General features: G+C 68.4%; 14 protein-coding genes. 5 read left to right on the plus strand and 9 right to left on the minus strand.

Going from position 1 to position 15,385, the window contains the following annotated elements; all coding sequences use genetic code 11:
* Positions 1-37 precede the first annotated feature (37 nt).
* The 3 genes from DBP14_RS22000 to DBP14_RS22010 all read right to left on the minus strand — a co-directional run bounded on the left by DBP14_RS22000 (position 38) and on the right by DBP14_RS22010 (position 1,890).
* Entirely contained in the window at positions 38-694 is a 657-nt protein-coding gene (locus tag DBP14_RS22000) for an HAD family hydrolase (RefSeq protein WP_129308865.1), read from the minus strand.
* 149 nt (positions 695-843) lie between these two features.
* Positions 844-1,029, minus strand: coding sequence for a DUF397 domain-containing protein (locus DBP14_RS22005; protein ID WP_129308866.1), 186 nt, complete (start codon positions 1,027-1,029; stop codon positions 844-846).
* Between the two features lie 9 nt (positions 1,030-1,038).
* Positions 1,039-1,890 (minus strand): DUF5753 domain-containing protein, encoded by an 852-nt coding sequence (locus DBP14_RS22010; protein ID WP_129308867.1) that lies wholly within the window; start codon positions 1,888-1,890, stop codon positions 1,039-1,041.
* Between the two features lie 224 nt (positions 1,891-2,114).
* Here DBP14_RS22010 and DBP14_RS22015 point away from each other — a divergent pair, with 224 nt between their 5' ends.
* Both DBP14_RS22015 and DBP14_RS22020 read left to right on the plus strand, forming a co-directional pair.
* On the plus strand, positions 2,115-2,582 hold the full coding sequence (locus tag DBP14_RS22015; RefSeq protein WP_129308868.1) for an ATP-binding protein: 468 nt from the start codon (positions 2,115-2,117) through the stop codon (positions 2,580-2,582).
* Positions 2,583-2,606: 24 nt separating this feature from the next.
* A complete protein-coding gene (locus DBP14_RS22020; protein ID WP_129308869.1) occupies positions 2,607-2,954 on the plus strand; it encodes a VOC family protein in 348 nt (115 codons plus the stop codon).
* Between the two features lie 18 nt (positions 2,955-2,972).
* Here the strand turns inward: DBP14_RS22020 and DBP14_RS22025 are convergent, their stop codons facing one another.
* From DBP14_RS22025 to DBP14_RS22050, 6 genes are all read right to left on the minus strand, one after another.
* A complete protein-coding gene (locus DBP14_RS22025; protein WP_129308870.1) occupies positions 2,973-4,160 on the minus strand; it encodes a uroporphyrinogen-III synthase in 1,188 nt (395 codons plus the stop codon).
* Between the two features lie 88 nt (positions 4,161-4,248).
* Positions 4,249-5,658, minus strand: a complete 1,410-nt coding sequence (locus tag DBP14_RS22030) for a nitrate/nitrite transporter (protein ID WP_129308871.1) — start codon at positions 5,656-5,658, stop codon at positions 4,249-4,251.
* A gap of 434 nt (positions 5,659-6,092) precedes the next feature.
* Positions 6,093-7,052, minus strand: coding sequence for an SUKH-3 domain-containing protein (locus DBP14_RS22035; RefSeq protein ID WP_129308872.1), 960 nt, complete (start codon positions 7,050-7,052; stop codon positions 6,093-6,095).
* The gene (locus DBP14_RS22040; protein WP_129308873.1) at positions 7,052-11,629 is read right to left on the minus strand and encodes a DUF6531 domain-containing protein; all 4,578 of its coding nucleotides are present in this window, start codon (positions 11,627-11,629) and stop codon (positions 7,052-7,054) included. Before DBP14_RS22040 ends, DBP14_RS22035 begins: the two co-directional genes overlap by 1 nt.
* Before the next feature lie 199 nt (positions 11,630-11,828).
* On the minus strand, positions 11,829-12,323 hold the full coding sequence (locus DBP14_RS22045) for a ricin-type beta-trefoil lectin domain protein (RefSeq protein ID WP_129308874.1): 495 nt from the start codon (positions 12,321-12,323) through the stop codon (positions 11,829-11,831).
* A 198-nt stretch (positions 12,324-12,521) separates the two neighbouring features.
* Positions 12,522-13,169 carry a hypothetical protein gene (locus tag DBP14_RS22050; protein WP_129312016.1) on the minus strand — a complete coding sequence of 216 codons (648 nt, stop codon included), beginning with the start codon at positions 13,167-13,169 and terminating at the stop codon, positions 12,522-12,524.
* 96 nt (positions 13,170-13,265) lie between these two features.
* On the opposite strand from DBP14_RS22050, the gene DBP14_RS22055 reads away from it, so the two are divergent.
* The 3 genes from DBP14_RS22055 to DBP14_RS22065 all read left to right on the plus strand — a co-directional run bounded on the left by DBP14_RS22055 (position 13,266) and on the right by DBP14_RS22065 (position 15,366).
* Positions 13,266-13,622, plus strand: a complete 357-nt coding sequence (locus DBP14_RS22055) for a hypothetical protein (protein ID WP_206739320.1) — start codon at positions 13,266-13,268, stop codon at positions 13,620-13,622.
* 105 nt (positions 13,623-13,727) lie between these two features.
* Entirely contained in the window at positions 13,728-14,387 is a 660-nt protein-coding gene (locus DBP14_RS22060; protein WP_129308876.1) for a CGNR zinc finger domain-containing protein, read from the plus strand.
* A gap of 394 nt (positions 14,388-14,781) precedes the next feature.
* On the plus strand, positions 14,782-15,366 hold the full coding sequence (locus tag DBP14_RS22065; protein ID WP_030167252.1) for a sigma-70 family RNA polymerase sigma factor: 585 nt from the start codon (positions 14,782-14,784) through the stop codon (positions 15,364-15,366).
* Positions 15,367-15,385: the final 19 nt, after the last annotated feature.

The raw sequence follows: 15,385 nt of genomic DNA on the forward strand, positions 1-15,385 counted from the left end.
ACAGGCAGCGACGGCCCAGCCGAGCCAACCGGAATTCCTATCCGACCAGCTCGCCGAGGAGCACCGGCAGCTTGCGCATGTCGTCGAAGACCCTCGTGCCGGGGCCTTCGAGGCGGGCGGCCGGTGTCAGCCCGCCCGCGTAGCCGAGGGCTCGCATGCCGGCCGCGCGGGCCGCCCGTACGCCGGGCTCGCTGTCCTCGACCACCACGCAGGCGGCGGGGTCCACGCCCATCTGCCGGGCCGCGTGCAGGAACAGGTCGGGTGCGGGTTTGCCGTGGGCGACTTCGGTGGAGCTGTAGATGCGGCCGGCGAAGTGGTCGTAGAGGCCGGTACGGCCCAGGGTGTGCCGCATCTTCTCGTGCGAGCCGCTGGAGGCCACGCACGTCGACAGGGTGATCGAGGCGAGCGCCTCCGGGAGCCCCTCGACAGGGGCGAGGTCCGCGTCCACGGCCTCCCGGTGCAGCTGCTCGAACCGCTCCGCCCACACCCCGGCGGTCTCCTCACCGAGCCGGGCCGCTATCTGCTCCCGGATCGCGGCGTGCGAGCGTCCGATGAACCGCTCGACGACCTCCGCCTCGGTCAGCGGCCAGCCGAGCTGCGCGCCCAGGGCCACCTGGACCCGGGCGGCGATGCGTTCGCTGTCGACCAGGACGCCGTCACAGTCGAAGATGACGAGTTCAATCGGCTTGATCATCCTCGCAGCGTAGATGGTGGCGGGGGCCGGTCACCGGCTCTCGGTGAGTTCCGCGACCTCGGACTCCGGGGGTACGGATGGAGCATTTCGGTGAGGAGTGTTTCGCTCGTCTCCGGGCCGTAGCAGCCGGCGGTGTCGAAGAGGACGCCTCACTCCACCGGCTCAGGGGAGAGGGAGCTGAGGAAGGCGGCCCAGGTGGCTGGGGGGAGTGTGAGGTGGGGGTGGGCCGGGCACTTGGAGTCGCGGATGTGGATCGTGGTGGGGGTGGTGGCGACCTCGACACAGTTGGAAGCGTCAGGGCTGTAGGAGGACTTCCTCCACTGGTGTTCGGACACGGCTACCTCTCAGACGCTCTGCGCGATGCGGTTGATCAGGTCTCGGGACTCTGCGGGTTTGAGTGCGTTCTCCTCCATGCGATCCAGGACGAGTCGGTACTTCTCCAACTGCGCCTCGGCGTCCAGGAACTCGCAGCCGTGGTGAGCGTCCAACTGGACGGTGTCGAGCTGCGGAACTGGTCCTACGAGGTAGTCGATGGACTGCCCGGTGCCGGGGAACGAACCCTTTCCGAAGGGGATGACCCTCATCGTCACATGGCTCAACTCGCTCATGTCCAGGAGGTGGTGGAGTTGCGCCCTAACCGTGGCTGGACCGCCGTAACCCATATGCAGGGCACACTCGTGGATGACCGCCGAGTAAGGGGGCGGATCATCGCGATGGAGGACTTCCTGCCGCTTGATCCGGTGGCTGATCCGGTGCTCGATCTCGTACGGCCGCAGTGCGGGTACCGACTCCCTGAACAGAGCTCGGGCGTGATCGGTGGTCTGGAGCAGGGCGGGGATGTGAACGACAAGGGCGACCCGCAGCGCTGAGGCGTTGTACTCCAACTCGGCGAGGTCGATGAGCCCCACGGGGAGATAGTCACGGTAGGTGTCCCACCAGCCGTGTGTCTGGCTCCCGGCCATCGCGGCAAGAGCGTCCACGAGGTCGGCGTCAGCGCAATCGTAGGCAAGTGCGAGCGAGCGGACGCGTTCGGCGCTGACGGGGCTTCGTCCCGTCTCGATCATGCTCACACGCCCTTGGTTGACGCCGAGCCGTGCGGCTGCCGCGGTCGCCGTAAGACCCGCGCGCTCGCGCAGCTTCCGCAGTTCAGCCCCCAGGCGCCGTTGACGCAGGCTAGGCGTGCCGACGGGTGGCAACCCGACTCCTCTCCGACCGCGAGCAGACGCCCGGGTACCTCACACGAGCTAATCCGATGATGAATTTCCCTGTATCTACTGAGAAGTATCTCTGTATCGCGCTAGCGTACAGGTCATCGCTCAACTTCCCCCGCTCATCAGCCGGAAGAGCATCTCCACAGGCAAAGCCACCGCACGTCGGACCAGTTGAGCGAAGCGCATCCCTTCTCTCCCCGGAGGTTTCCATGGGCACCGTATCCCTGCCCGACACCTGGGTGTACGCCCTCCGTCTGCCTCACGACCCGCGCGCGGCACGTGTCGCACGTATGACCGTACGGGCGGCGCTGAGCAGTCATGGGAGGGAGGAAATCCTCGACACTGTCGAGCTGTTGACGTCGGAGCTGGTGACGAACGCGTACCGGCACACCAACGGCCCCGCCTCCCTCCGCCTGACCGCGCTCACCGACGGCCGGTTGCGGGTCGGCGTCTGGGACAGCCATCCCCGCGTCCCCGCCCCCTTCGGTGAGCCGCCCTGGGACCACGTATCCACCACCCCCTCGGACTCCGAACGAGGTCGCGGACTGCACCTCGTCCAGCAGTGCGCCGACACCTGGGGAGGCTGGCCGCTCAGCGAGGGCCGGCTGGAACGCGGCGCGGGCAAATTGCTCTGGTTCGAGGTGGGCCGGACCAGGGACACTCGTACCCCCACCTGAAAGCACAGCTCAGCAGGAGGCTCGATGTCGATTCGCCGGGTCATGCCCGACATCCGCTCGGAGGCCATGGAGGAGAGCCGGGACTTCTACGGCCTCCTGGGCTTCGAGGAGGTCATGAACCTCGGCTGGGTCATGACGCTCGCCTCTCCAGCCAACCCCACCGCCCAGGTGACCTTCATGAGCCAGGACGAGACGGCGCCCGTCGTACCCGACATGAGCGTCGAGGTGGACGACGTGGACGCGGTCTACGCGGCGGTGCGCGAGAGCGGCGCCGAGATCGTGCACCCCTTGAGGGACGAGGAGTGGGGCGTACGGCGGTTCTTCGTCCGGGACCCGAACGGGCGCGTGGTCAACGTGCTGAGCCACCGCTGACTGAAGCCGAACGAGGGGTCAGTCGCTCGCCGGCCGCCCGTCCGCCTCCGCCACCGGATCCAGCGCCAGCCGGTACCCCCGTTTGACCACCGTCTGGATCAACTTCGGGGCCCCCAAGGCCGTACGCAGCCGGGCCATCGCCGTCTCCACGGCGTGCTCGTCCCGGCCCGCGCCCGGCAGCGCGCGCAACAGCTCGGGGCGGCCGACCACCCACCCGGGGCGCCGCGCGAGAGCCCGCAGCAACGCCATGCCGGCCGGCGGCACGGGCTTCAGGTCACCGTCCACCAGCACCGCGTGTCCGCGGATCTCCACCCGATGTCCGGACAGGGACAACGCCGGTGACCGGCCCGGCAGTTCGGTGCACAGCAACTGCACCAGCGGGCCGAGCCGGAACCGTTCCGGCTGAACGGTCTCCACCCCGCGCTCCCGCAACGGCAGCGCGGTGACCGAGCCGACGCACGCGGGCAGCACGTCGGGGCCGAGGGCGGCGAGCAGGTCGTCGAGCAGTCCCCGTTCCTCGGCACGCGACAAGAGGGACGCCGCCGCGGGCGCGCTGGTGAAGGTGATGGCGTCCAGGCCGCGTGACACCGCAGCGTCGAGGAGGCGGTCCAGGGGGCCGATGTCCTCCGGCGGCATCCACCGGTACACCGGCACCGGCACGACCTCCGCGCCCCCGTCCCGCAGAGTCTCCAGGAAGCCCGGCATCAGCTCCCCGTGCAGCTGTACGGCGATCCGGCGGCCGTCGACACCCTCCGCCAGCAGCCGGTCCAGCACCTCCGCGAGCGACTCGCTCTCCGGCGACCACTCTTCCGTCAGCCCCGCGGCCCGTACGGCACCTTTCACCTTCGGCCCACGGGCCAGCAGCTCGACCCCCCGCATCCGCCCGAGGAGTGCCTCGCCCAGGCCCCATCCCTCCGCGGCCTCCACCCACCCCCGGAACCCGATGGCGGTCGTGGCGACCACGACGTCCGGGGCGTGATCGATGATCTCCTTGGTGGCGGCGAGGAGTTCGGCGTCGTCGGCGAGCGGCACGATGCGCAGGGCGGGCGCGTACACGACCGAGGCACCGCGCCGCTGGAGCAGCGCCCCCAGCTCCTCGGCCCGGCGCGCGGCGGTCACCCCGACGGTGAATCCCGCGAGGGGCCCGTGCGGCTGCCCCCCGGACTTGGGCCGTCGCTGTCCTGCGTGTTGCTGTTCGTCGTCCATGGTTCTCCTAGCTCACCACCCGCATGCCGAACGAGCCTGTCAACGCCGCGTGACAGGCTCGGTTCGGCTTGATGTCGCCGGTGTTACGTCACACCTTGGCATAGCTGAGCTGCGGGTTTTCCTCTGCAGCGAGATTGTCCGGGGCCGGCGCCACCGGTCGGCGAACGTATACGGCCCAGGTGACCGCGAAGCAGGCGCCGTAGAAGACGAGGAACGCGACGAAGGCGCCGGTGCCGGAGCCGTACGACAGGAAGGACTGCCGGAAGGCCAGGTTGATCCCGACTCCGCCGAGCGCGCCGACAGCGCCGATGAGGCCCATGGCGGCGCCGGCCAGCCGCCGCCCGTCGGCAGCCGCTTCCTCTCCGCGCAGGCCCTTCGACAGGGCCTTGGCGTGGAAGATCCCGGGGATCATCTTGTACGTCGATCCGTTCCCGACCCCGCTCAGCACGAACAGGACGACGAAGACGGACACGAAGAGCGGCAGCGACCTGCGCATGCTGACCACCAGGAGGAACGCGGTGGCGGCAGCCATGCCGACATAGTTCCAGAGGGTGATGAGGGCGCCGCCGTACCGGTCGGCGAGGTGGCCGCCGAGGGGGCGGACGAGGGAGCCGAGCAGCGGGCCGAGGAAGGCGAGGTAGGCGGCCTGGAGGGGCGTACGGCCGAACTGGTTCGTCAGGACCTGGCCGAACGCGAAGCTGTAGCCGATGAACGAGCCGAACGTGCCGACGTAGAGGAAGGACATGATCCAGGTGTGTCCGTCCCTGGCGGCGTCCTTCGCGGCGCCGGTGTCGTTCTGGAGGGACGCCAGGTTGTCCATGTAGAGGGCGGCGAGGACGGCGGCCAGGACGATCAGGGGGATGTAGATCCCGAGGAGTACGCGCGGGCCGCCGCCGTAACCGATGATCGCGAGCGCGACGAGCTGGATGACGGGGACGCCGGCGTTCCCGCCGCCGGCGTTGAGCCCGAGCGCCCACCCCTTCTTCCGCAGCGGGAAGAACGCGTTGATGTTGGTCATGCTGGAGGCGAAGTTGCCGCCGCCGATGCCGGCGAGGAGCCCGACGAGGAGGAAGGTCGAGAAGGACGTCCCCGGCTCCATGACGACGAACGCCGCCACGGTCGGCACGAGCAGCAGACTGGCCGAGACGATCGTCCAGTTCCGCCCGCCGAACAGGGCAACCGCGAAGGTGTACGGCACCCGGACCACGGCACCGACCAGTGTGACCACCGAGGTGAGCAGGAACTTGTCCGCCGGGGTGAGCCCGTACTCGGGGCCCATGAACAGCACCAGCACCGACCACAGGGCCCACACCGAGAACCCGATGTGCTCGGAGAACACCGACAACCACAGATTCCGCCGAGCCGTCCGCTCCCCGGTCTCCCTCCAGAAGACCTCGTCCTCCGGGTCCCAGCGCTCGATCCAGCGCCAGCCGGTACGAGGGGGCGGGGGTGCGGACGGATTTGGGGTTGGCGCGGGGATTGGGGTAGGGCCGGTCATGACGCCTCCACGGTGCTCCGAATGCCGGTGCCGGTGCTGGTCCCGGGTCCGACAGCGAGTGACTGAGCTTGTGAAGGTAGGAACACCGGGTTTCGGCACGGGGAGGCGTCGAGTCACCGGGAGGGAACTTCGGTCTCACTCGGGGGGTTGGGTGGGGGTGAGGGGTGCTGGGGCCAAGGCAAGGGTGAGGGCCATTACTCCGTACCGCCGCACCCCCGGGCATCCTCCATGTCCTCAGCCCCCTGGGTGTGGAACCTGGAGCGATGCCGGAAGGGGGGAGGGGTGCGGCGGCGTTGACGGGAAAGACGGCCTTCGATTGGTGACCGTGGTTCGAGGAGTGAGTCGGGGCCTGCGCGGGGGATTGGTTCACGGAAGCTCAGGGATCAAGGGCCTCGCGGTTGGCCCCGACACATGCACGTTTAAATTTCGCCGCATTAGGCCCGTCGGATCGGCCTGGTTAGTTTGGCCATGGCTTCGTCGGGTGTGGGGGCGAAAAGGGTGGCCGAATCCATTCCGCTATAGACTGCCCCATCCTCCGTCATGGCCAGGTAATTGTTCCTGCGGTCGACCATGCCGAGGGGGTAGAGATCTGCTCCTGCCTGCTCACCGAGATCATCGATAATCTCGGCGTCCCACATCGCCATGAGCGGATCCAGCCGGAACTCGATCCAGGGCATTGTGCCCGCCGGAGCGCGGAAGGGGATCCCGAGGTAGCCGAACTCCGCCAGGAACGTACGGGCGGCGCTGTGCATCTCGTACTCGCCGGTTTGGCGGAGAACGGTCTCCCACGTCCCGGTGGGCACCGACCTACCGGGGTACCAGCCGGCCGCCCGCAACACGCGGTCTGTCTCCATGGGCCAGCGGTGTCCGGAGCCTACTTCACCCCCGGTGGCACCGAGTCGGCTCCAGAAGGCGTGCGTATTCACAACTTCGGGGCAGGTGAGCGAGGCAGTTCCCTGAGACGACACAAGTCGGTCGAGCGCCTGATCGGTTTCATCGGCCAGTAGTTCGACACTCTCGTGGACCAGGAACAGTGCGCCGCTCTCGGCGATGCCCAGAAAGCTGCGTTCCTCATCGGCCGTACCCACCGGATACAGCGGTGCCCCGGCGCACCGGCTCATCACCGCGAACGTCTCTTGCATCCACTCCGCCGGGAGGGGATCGAACCTGATGGCTGCCCGGGTTGTGACCTGATCGGCGGGCCAGCCGTAGGTCACCAGACCGCCGAACTCGGCGAGGAAGCGCAGAGCAGCTGGGTGCGGCACGAACCCGCCGCGCTCTCGCAGGACGTACTCCCAGGTCTCCGTCGGTACCGAACGACCGGGCCGCCACCCGGCCGCGCGCAGCACCTCACCGGTCCGCGAGGACCAACGTTGCCGTTCATCAGTACTCATCACACCACCGCCCGAACACCCAGTTGATCAAGGACGTGCTGACAGGATGCACATGGTGGTTTGGGCGTGCCGTGCATGGGGTTACCGGGCGCGCGAACATTGACCGCTGCCATCACTCCACCCCTTGGATCCGCTCCCGCCCTCATGGCATCCGACAGTGCTTCGGCCTCACCGCACTTCGAGTGGGCTCCTCCGACGCTTTCCTTGATGGCTTCTGGGACACGATCATATGCAGCCTGCACGTCCGGGTGCAGATTGTGACCCGCGCCCCCTTTGATGCTCGCACCGTCGAACGTGCCATGTCCCGGCACCGACAGGCCTGCTGTGCTGGTGGGCCTGGTCTTCTTGCTGGCTCCTGGACGCTGCTGCTCCACGTCTGCCCGTTGCCGAGCGGCGTCCCGAGCCGCGTCCTCGCACGAGGGTGCCAGTCCGAACGGATCGACAGCCGTGAAGGGGTTGGGCACATAAGAGCGCGGGTTCGGTCCAGGGGCCAGCCCAAGCGGGTCCAAGGAGACATATTGCCCGGTTTCCGGGTCGTAGTGGCGGTGGTAGTTGTAACTGAGGGCGGATTCCCGGTCGCGGTATTGCCCCGGGAGGCCCCACGGGCACTGTGGCCCATTCGGTATGTGGTCCGTGACTGGCGCACCCCAGACCGTGGTCCGGGCCTGCCAGGCGAGTCCACCTGTCTCGTCGACAAGTTCGCTGGGCGAACCCACCAGGTCGGTGACGATGGAGTAGAACCTGTCGTCCACCCACTCCTGGGGGGAGTCGGGCGACGGGGTCCGTTCCACCTGCGTGACGGGGCTGAAGCGGTCCTGCTCCCAGTCCCACACCGTGCAGGTGGGTACCTCCCCGTCCACCGTCGTGACCTGCTCGGCCAGCACGAAGCCGTCCCAGACAAAGGTCACCTCCTCGACTACGGTCACCCCGTCCGCGGCGAGGCGCCGTTTGGCGATGCGACGGCCGAACGGGTCATACTCGTACACCCATTGGGTGCCGTCCGGCGTGGTCACTCCGACCAGGCGGTCCTGGCTGTCCCAGCGGTAACGCCACGTGTCGGGTTTGCGGGACAAACGCTTCTTCCGCCGGACGACCGCGCGGCCCTGGGCGTCGTATTCGTAGGAAACATCGCCCATTCTGCGCAAAGGCGTGTCATCGGGCGCGGGGTGAGCAGGCGTCGCACTCCGCCACTCACCTTCGGTGATGTCGCCGGCCGCGTCATACGCGTAGCGCTCCGACCATGTCGCCGCCTCTACGCCGGTGACACGCCCCGAGTCATCACAGCGGACGAGGCGGTCGCCGCTGAGGCGGTCACCGATGGACGCGAGGGTCCCGTCGGGTCGATAGCGGTAGGCGCGCTGCTGAATGAGCCGCGCTCCGTCCATCGCGTCGATTCCAGTGCTCGGCCCGCTTGAAGTCAGTGTCTGGGAGCTCAGCCTGCCGGCGGTGTCCCACACCTGATGCAGAGCGACACCGCCGACGTGGCGCTCGGTTTCCCGTCCTGCATCGTCATATGCGAATGTGACAGTCCGCCCGGCTGTTCGCAGCAGCACAGGACGGTCGCATCCGTCGTACTCCCACATGCTTTCGGCATGTGAGGGGGTGAGCCGCCGGATGCGGCGACCGAGCACGTCGTACTCCGATCGGACAACGGCGCCATTGCAGTTCTCCGCGAGCACTCGGCCTCGGGCGTCCCGTTCGTAGACGAGCTCTGTCCCGGCATTGACCACCCGGCGCACTTGGCCAATGGCGTCGTACTCGTAATGTGTGACGCCTTCAAGTGTGCCTAGCTGCGTGATCTTGCCGAGGTGGTTACGGACGTAATCGATCGACTCGCCTGCACCATTGGTCTGCCCCACGAGCCGACCGGCGGCGTCGAAGCGATAGCTCTGCCCACGACCGTTGAAGTCCTGCTCTCGGATCAGCCGCCCTGCGGCGTCGTAGAAGTAGTTCCACGTGTCGCCTCGCTGGTTGATGACCGAGGCAACCCGCAACTGGCTGTCGTAGACGAACTCCAGGCGTGAGCCGTCGGGATCCGTGCGAGAAACGGGAGTGTCGAAGCCGCTGTACTCGAAGCGGGTTGTCCGCCCTTCTACGTCCGTATGTTCAACGAGGTTCCCCTCGCCGTCGTATACGCGTCGTTCCGCGCTTCCGCCAAGGAGTATCCGCCGAACGGGTCGGCCCTCCGGTGTCCAGCTCAGGCGGGTGACGGCACCGTCTGGTCCGATCCGTTCGGTGATCCTGCCGAATGCGTCGCGTGCGTATCGGGTGGTGTTGCCTTCGGCGTCGGAGAACGCAGTGGTCAGTCCCGCCGCGTCGGCTTCCAGAACGGCGGTACGGCCGGCGGCGTCGATCACTGCGGCAAGCGCGCCGTTGTTCTCGTACTGGTAGGCGACTTGGGCGCCTGTGGGATCCGTTTCGGCGATCAGGTTTCCGCGGGCGTCGTATTCCATGCGCCAGACATGGCCGTCGGCCTGGGTGACGGACGTCGGTTGGCCGAAAGCGTTGTTCCGGGCGCATTCTTCTGTGCCGTCTGGCCGGACGACGGCTGTCGGCGCGCCCAGCTCGTCATACAGGTACCGGGTCGTGCGTCCCAGCCGGTCTGTCCGAGACACAAGCCGGTCGACACGATCCCATTCGGAGTGCTCGGTGTGGCCGAGTGGATCGGTCACGCTCACGAGTTGGTACAGCTCGTTGTGGCGGTACGTCGTCGTGTGGCCGAGCGCGTCCGTGTACCGCGTCTCCCGGTTCTCGGTGTCGTACTCGATCGTGCACGAGAGTGTGCCGTCGGCACCCTCGCCGCGCACGCAGCGGTCCAGAGCGTCGTAGGTGAAGCGGTACCAGTAGCCGTTGCGGTCGGTCCAGGACGTGATGCGACCACGGTCGTCGTAGGTCAGTTTCAGCGGCAGACCACTGGAGTTATAGATCTCGGTCAGGTCGCCCGCGGGGCTGTATCCGAAGCGCCTCAGCATCGTGCCCTCGGGCCCGTCTTCCGGGTTGCTCAGGCGCAGGGCGGTGACATGCTCTCCGTCGGTGTCCACGTGGATGTGCCGGCCGCCGGAATCGCGTACAGCGGTGGGGAGTCCGCGGGAGTCGCGGTCGAAGTCGATCCGGTAGCCGTTGCGGTCGGTCAGCGCGGCCAGAGGGAGTGTGAACGCCTCGTCGACCGCGGCGGCCTGCCTCGGGGGAGAGAAGTGGCGGGTGATCCCGGTGAGCGGATCGGTGATGCGCAGCGGTGCGCCGGGGGTCCCGTCCCAGTCCAGTGGCCAGCGCGGGCCTTCCTGCGGCAGAACTGAAGCGCCCGGCTTCGGCACCGGATAGAAGAGGATCATTCCGTCTTCGGTGGCGAAGGCAGCACCCTCTTCGTCCAGCTCCAGGCGTTCGTCGAGAGTGGATGCCCAGGAAGGCCCGAAGGCGCGGCCCGCGCCGTAGGAGGACACGTGGGTGCGACGCAACGCCAAGGGCAGTAGCCCGGGCAGTTCCACGTCGGTCTCGGCCATGAGCATCTCGCCGGACACCATGTCGATGGGGTCGCCGTTCAGGCAGCGGCCCTTGCCCGGCTTGCTCTTGGCCAGCGCCTCGTCGGCCTCCTTGCGCAGTCCCTTCCTGCCCAGGTTCTTCGCCATGGCCTTGAGGCCGCCCTTGCCGAGGGCCTTCATGCCCTTGGCGAGCTTCCCCACCGAGGTGATCCCCTTGCCGCCCGGTATGCAGTCCATCGCGGCGAAGGCGACGTCCCAGAGGGAGGCTTGGCCTTTTCTGTATTTGTTGAGGGTGTCGGCGAGGACGACGAGGGCGGCGACCAGGACGATCGCGCCGAGGATGGGGCCGCCGATGATCATGGCGACGATGCCGACGACCGTGACGACGACTTTGCAGACCGCGACGATCGTGTCCCAGTGGTCCTCGATCCAGTGGCCGACGTCCTGCCACCAGTGACGGTTCTGGATGCCGGCGTCGGAGGCGTCGTCGATCTTGCGTTTGGCCTCGCCCGCCGCGTCGTCGCGCATCTTGCGGGCGTCGGCGGCCATCTTCTTCGCCGCGGCCAGGGCGTTCTGGGCGTGGGTGACGTCCGTCTGGGCCTTGGTGTGCGCCGACTTGGCGTGCTGGACGTCCTTCGTGGCGGTCCGGACCTTGGACTCGTCCGGCTTGTCGGCGTCCGACTTGCTGCCCGTCGGGTCGTCCTTGTACTTGTCCGCCTCCTTGGTGGCCCGGGTGACCCACGAGTCCGCCGAGGACAGACGGGACTTGGCCGAGGACAGGTCGGACTGGGCCTCCTTGGCCTTGGTCAGGGCCTTGTCCGCCAGATGCTGGGCGCGCTCCAGTTTGGGCCAGAAGTCGGCGAGGGCGTCCCCGCACATCTCGTACGACTTCTTCAGCTTCTTCAGGTTCTTCGGTACGTCCTTGAACTGGTCCTTGAAGACTGCCGCCGACTTGCCCGCCCACTGCAGCATCGTGTCGTCGCCGGCCATCGCGTGGACCATGCGCAGCGCGTCCGAGACGTCGTCGGCGAAGTCGTGGAGCTGCTTGGCGAGCGTGCGGACCCGTTGCGGGTCACCCGGTGTGGGGTCCTTGTCCAAGTCCAGTGGATGCCAGTCCGCCGGCCTGTGTCCCGCCATCTGCCTGCAACCCCCGTCGCGTGTGCAGCCCCTCAACAGCCTCTGTGCACACGCGAACCTACCTGGAACGCGCGTTCGGCGGGAAGTTCGACCCGGCGCCGGAGACCTCCGCCGCCGGAGAGGGGGAGTCTCCGGCGGCGGCCGAACAGGGGCCAGGGAGTCAGGAGATCCAGTCCCAGCGGGTGTTGCTTCCGCTGTTCACGTAGCAGGAGGCCCATGTGTCGCCCGAGGAGTAGTGGCCCACGTAGCACGGCTCGGGGGAGCCGATGGGGTAGTTGGACGCCACGCCGAAGGAGAACACCTGGTTGTAGGCGGTGTTCCCGCAGACCGCCGTGTCGACGTCGTGCGCGAAGTCACCCTTCGGGCTCTTCGGGATGCTGAGGCAGATCTGGCTGTTGTAGCTGCCGTTGCGCACCATCTCGATCCTGCCGGCGCTCGCGCCCCACCAGATGGAGCTGTTGGAGCGGTTGCAGGGCACCATCTTGACCGCGTGGGCGTACGTGGTGCCGTTGTCCGTGCCCTGGAGGCACTTGCCCGTCGCGTGGTTCCTGATCATGTGGCCTACGGCGGCGGAGGACGGCTGCGCCGTGAGGACGACCTGCGTGCCGGCGGCCAGGGCGCACGCCGTGAGCACGATTCCGAGCTTCCGCTTCATGGGGGGGGCTCCGATCGGACCTTGTGAGGCCGCCTCCGGTGACGGGGCCTCGTGTCGTCCGCGGTCGGCCGACCGCGGCGTCGCATCGAAGCTACGAGCGTCAAGTGCCCGCTGACGTCGGCTCCGTGAACGAGTCGCCTCCCCCGGTCGGGCGAGGGGGCGTACGCCTGCGGCGGGACCCGGAGGAGGAGAGGGCGGTCAGGACGTGAAGCGGAACGTCGACGTCACCGCGTCGAAGATGTCGAAGAACGCGTCGGCGAGGTCCAGCACCTGGCTGCTGCCGGACACCAGCGCGACCTTGCCCTCCTGACCGGGCACGGGGATGTACGTCTGCATCAGGACGGCGCGGATCGTGCGGTTGAGGGCGTCGTCGGGGACCGGGATGTCCTCGATGCCGTACGTGCGGGCTGCCGGGCCGACGCCGGGGATGTCGACCGTGGTCACCTTGCGCCAGGAATCGCCCTCGTCGCGGGCCTCCTTCACCGCGAGTTGGGCGGCGATGGCGGCCGGGTCGGTGGAGAGGGGTGCGCCCTCGCGGGTGCGGCCGCCCACCAGGGAGACGGTGACCGACCCGGTGACCGTCGTGTCGCCGCCGAAGCTCTCCGCCATGCAACCGCAGTACATCGCGCCCGACTTCCACGCGTCCGCCGCCGACTTCCGCAAGAAGGCGGTGAACGTCTCGCGGTACGGCGCCAGTTCCGGGTGCTGCTCGATCCGCTCGCGCACCATGCGGTGGATGGCGTCGTTCCGCGACTCCGGGCGGATGTCGAACTCCCACCACGACTCCGGCACCTTGATCCGGAAGCCGCCGCGCTCGACGGTGAGGGGTTCCGTGTAGCGGGCCATGGTGTCGGTCGTCCCCGTTCCTTCGGTCTCGGTCACTCGTGCGTACTGATGTACGGTGCCGCCAGGGTACGAGACCGGGAGACGGGGGAGTCACTCGTGGGCAAGGGCAAGCCTGATCTCGCGCTTCCGCTCAGCGAGCTGGAGGGCTACGGCAAGCAGATCCGGTCGATCAAGAGCCGGCTCAACCACACCAAGAACCTCTTCGAGTCCTACGCGGACGACATCGCCGAGGGGACGGTCAACGACGCCCTCGACGACTTCGAGTCCAACTGGAAGGACGGCCGCGGCGACATCTCCAAGCAGCTCGACTCGCTCGCTGGGATGGCGGACACGGTGGTGCGCGAGTTCAAGAAGCTGGACGTCGACCTGGAGAAGAAGGCCAAGGACACGGTGAAGAGCGAGGGGGCGCCGGGCTCCGGGCACGGTCAGGGGCCGGCGCCGAAGAAGGAGTGAAGAAGGAGTAGGGCACGCGGTACGGGGGGTTCCGGGCGGCCCCCGGGGCGGGCACTGTGAAGAGGAGCGACGGAACGCTTCCCCTGCCTAGGCGGTGACAGGCACATGGCACTGGGTACGGCCACGCCCCCTCACGAGCCGCGGTTCGACGCCGGTCGGATCTGCCTCGACCTCCTCGCGACCGCGCACCCGAACGAACGGCTGCATGCCGTCGAGCCGCTGTGCGGCTGGATCGCCGGCGCCGGGCTCGTGCCGCCCGGGACCCTGCTGGCGCACGCCGACGCCTCCTGGCCGGACCGATTCCGGGAACTGCGGGGGTGCGTGGGGCGGTTGGTGCGGCGGAACGCGCTTTCCCCGGCGCAATCCATCGCGCCTTCCCTCGTGCTTTCCCCCGCGCATCTCCCCGTGCTTTCCCCCGACCCGGTGTCGTACGACCTCGCGCTCCGCCGGCTCAACGAACTCGCCAGACCCGCGCCCCCCGCCCCCCGCGCCGCCCGTGCCCAGGACGGGACCCTCGTGCGGGAGCTGGCCGGCCCGCCCGAGTGCGCCGCGCTGCTCGCGGTCGTCGCCCGGGACGCCGTAGAACTGCTGACCGATCCCGTGGCCCGGGCGGCCGTACGCGAATGCGAGGGGGACAACTGCTCCCTCGTGTATCTGGACACCTCCCGCGGGCGCCGCCGGCGCTGGTGCTCCAGCGAGGTCTGCGGGAACCGGGAGCGGGTCGCCCGGCACCGGCGCCGGGCGGCGGCCCTCGCCCGCGCCTGAGGTCGCGTACGCCGGTGTTGTGCGGCGGCCTTCGCCCGCGCCTGAGGTCGCGTACGCCGGCGCAGGGTGGCGGCCCTCGTCCGCGCCCTGAGGTCCGGTACATGCCGTAAGCGCCGGGAATGATACGGAACCGCCCAAGGCGGCGGGGGGCCGCCGTCCCGCGTGATTTCCGTAACACCAGGTTTGCTCCCGGTCCGGCGCGGGCAGCTCGGTCCACCTCCCGGCCGCCTTGGCAGTGTGTCGGAAATGTGAAAACCATACGGTGGGAATGTGACCCCATGTCCCGCTCGTCACGTCAGCCCACAGAAAACCGTCCCCTCACGTTGAACATCTCCCCGCTTCCGTCCGTACGGGTGGGCGAGCGACCGACTGGGGGAACCCCCGGACACCGGAGGTGGGCGTGCGCAAGGATGCGGCCGTGGCCAATGAACGTGGATCGAGGGCCCGACATCGCATGTCCTCACAGCCCTCGGAACCCGATGAGGAGCTGATGCGTGCCCTGTACCGCGAGCACGCCGGACCTCTGCTCGCGTACGTCCTCAGGCTGGTCGCCGGAGACCGGCAGCGCGCCGAGGACGTCGTACAGGAAACGCTCATCCGTGCCTGGAAGAACGCCGGTCAGCTCAACCGGGCGACCGGATCGGTACGCCCCTGGCTGGTGACGGTCGCGCGCCGCATCGTCATCGACGGCCACCGCAGCCGGCAGGCCCGGCCGCAGGAGGTCGATCCGTCGCCGCTGGAGGTCATCCCCGCGGAGGACGAGATCGACAAGGCGCTGTGGCTGATGACGCTGTCGGACGCGCTCGACGACCTGACCCCGGCCCACCGGGAGGTGCTCGTCGAGACGTACTTCAAGGGACGTACCGTCAATGAGGCGGCCGAGACGCTGGGCATCCCGAGCGGCACGGTCCGCTCCCGGGTGTTCTACGCCCTTCGGTCGATGAAGCTGGCACTGGAGGAGCGGGGGGTGACGGCGTGATGAGCGGATACGGGGGACA

It is taken from the genome of Streptomyces sp. L2, from assembly GCF_004124325.1.
Taxonomy (GTDB): Bacteria; Actinomycetota; Actinomycetes; order Streptomycetales; family Streptomycetaceae; genus Streptomyces.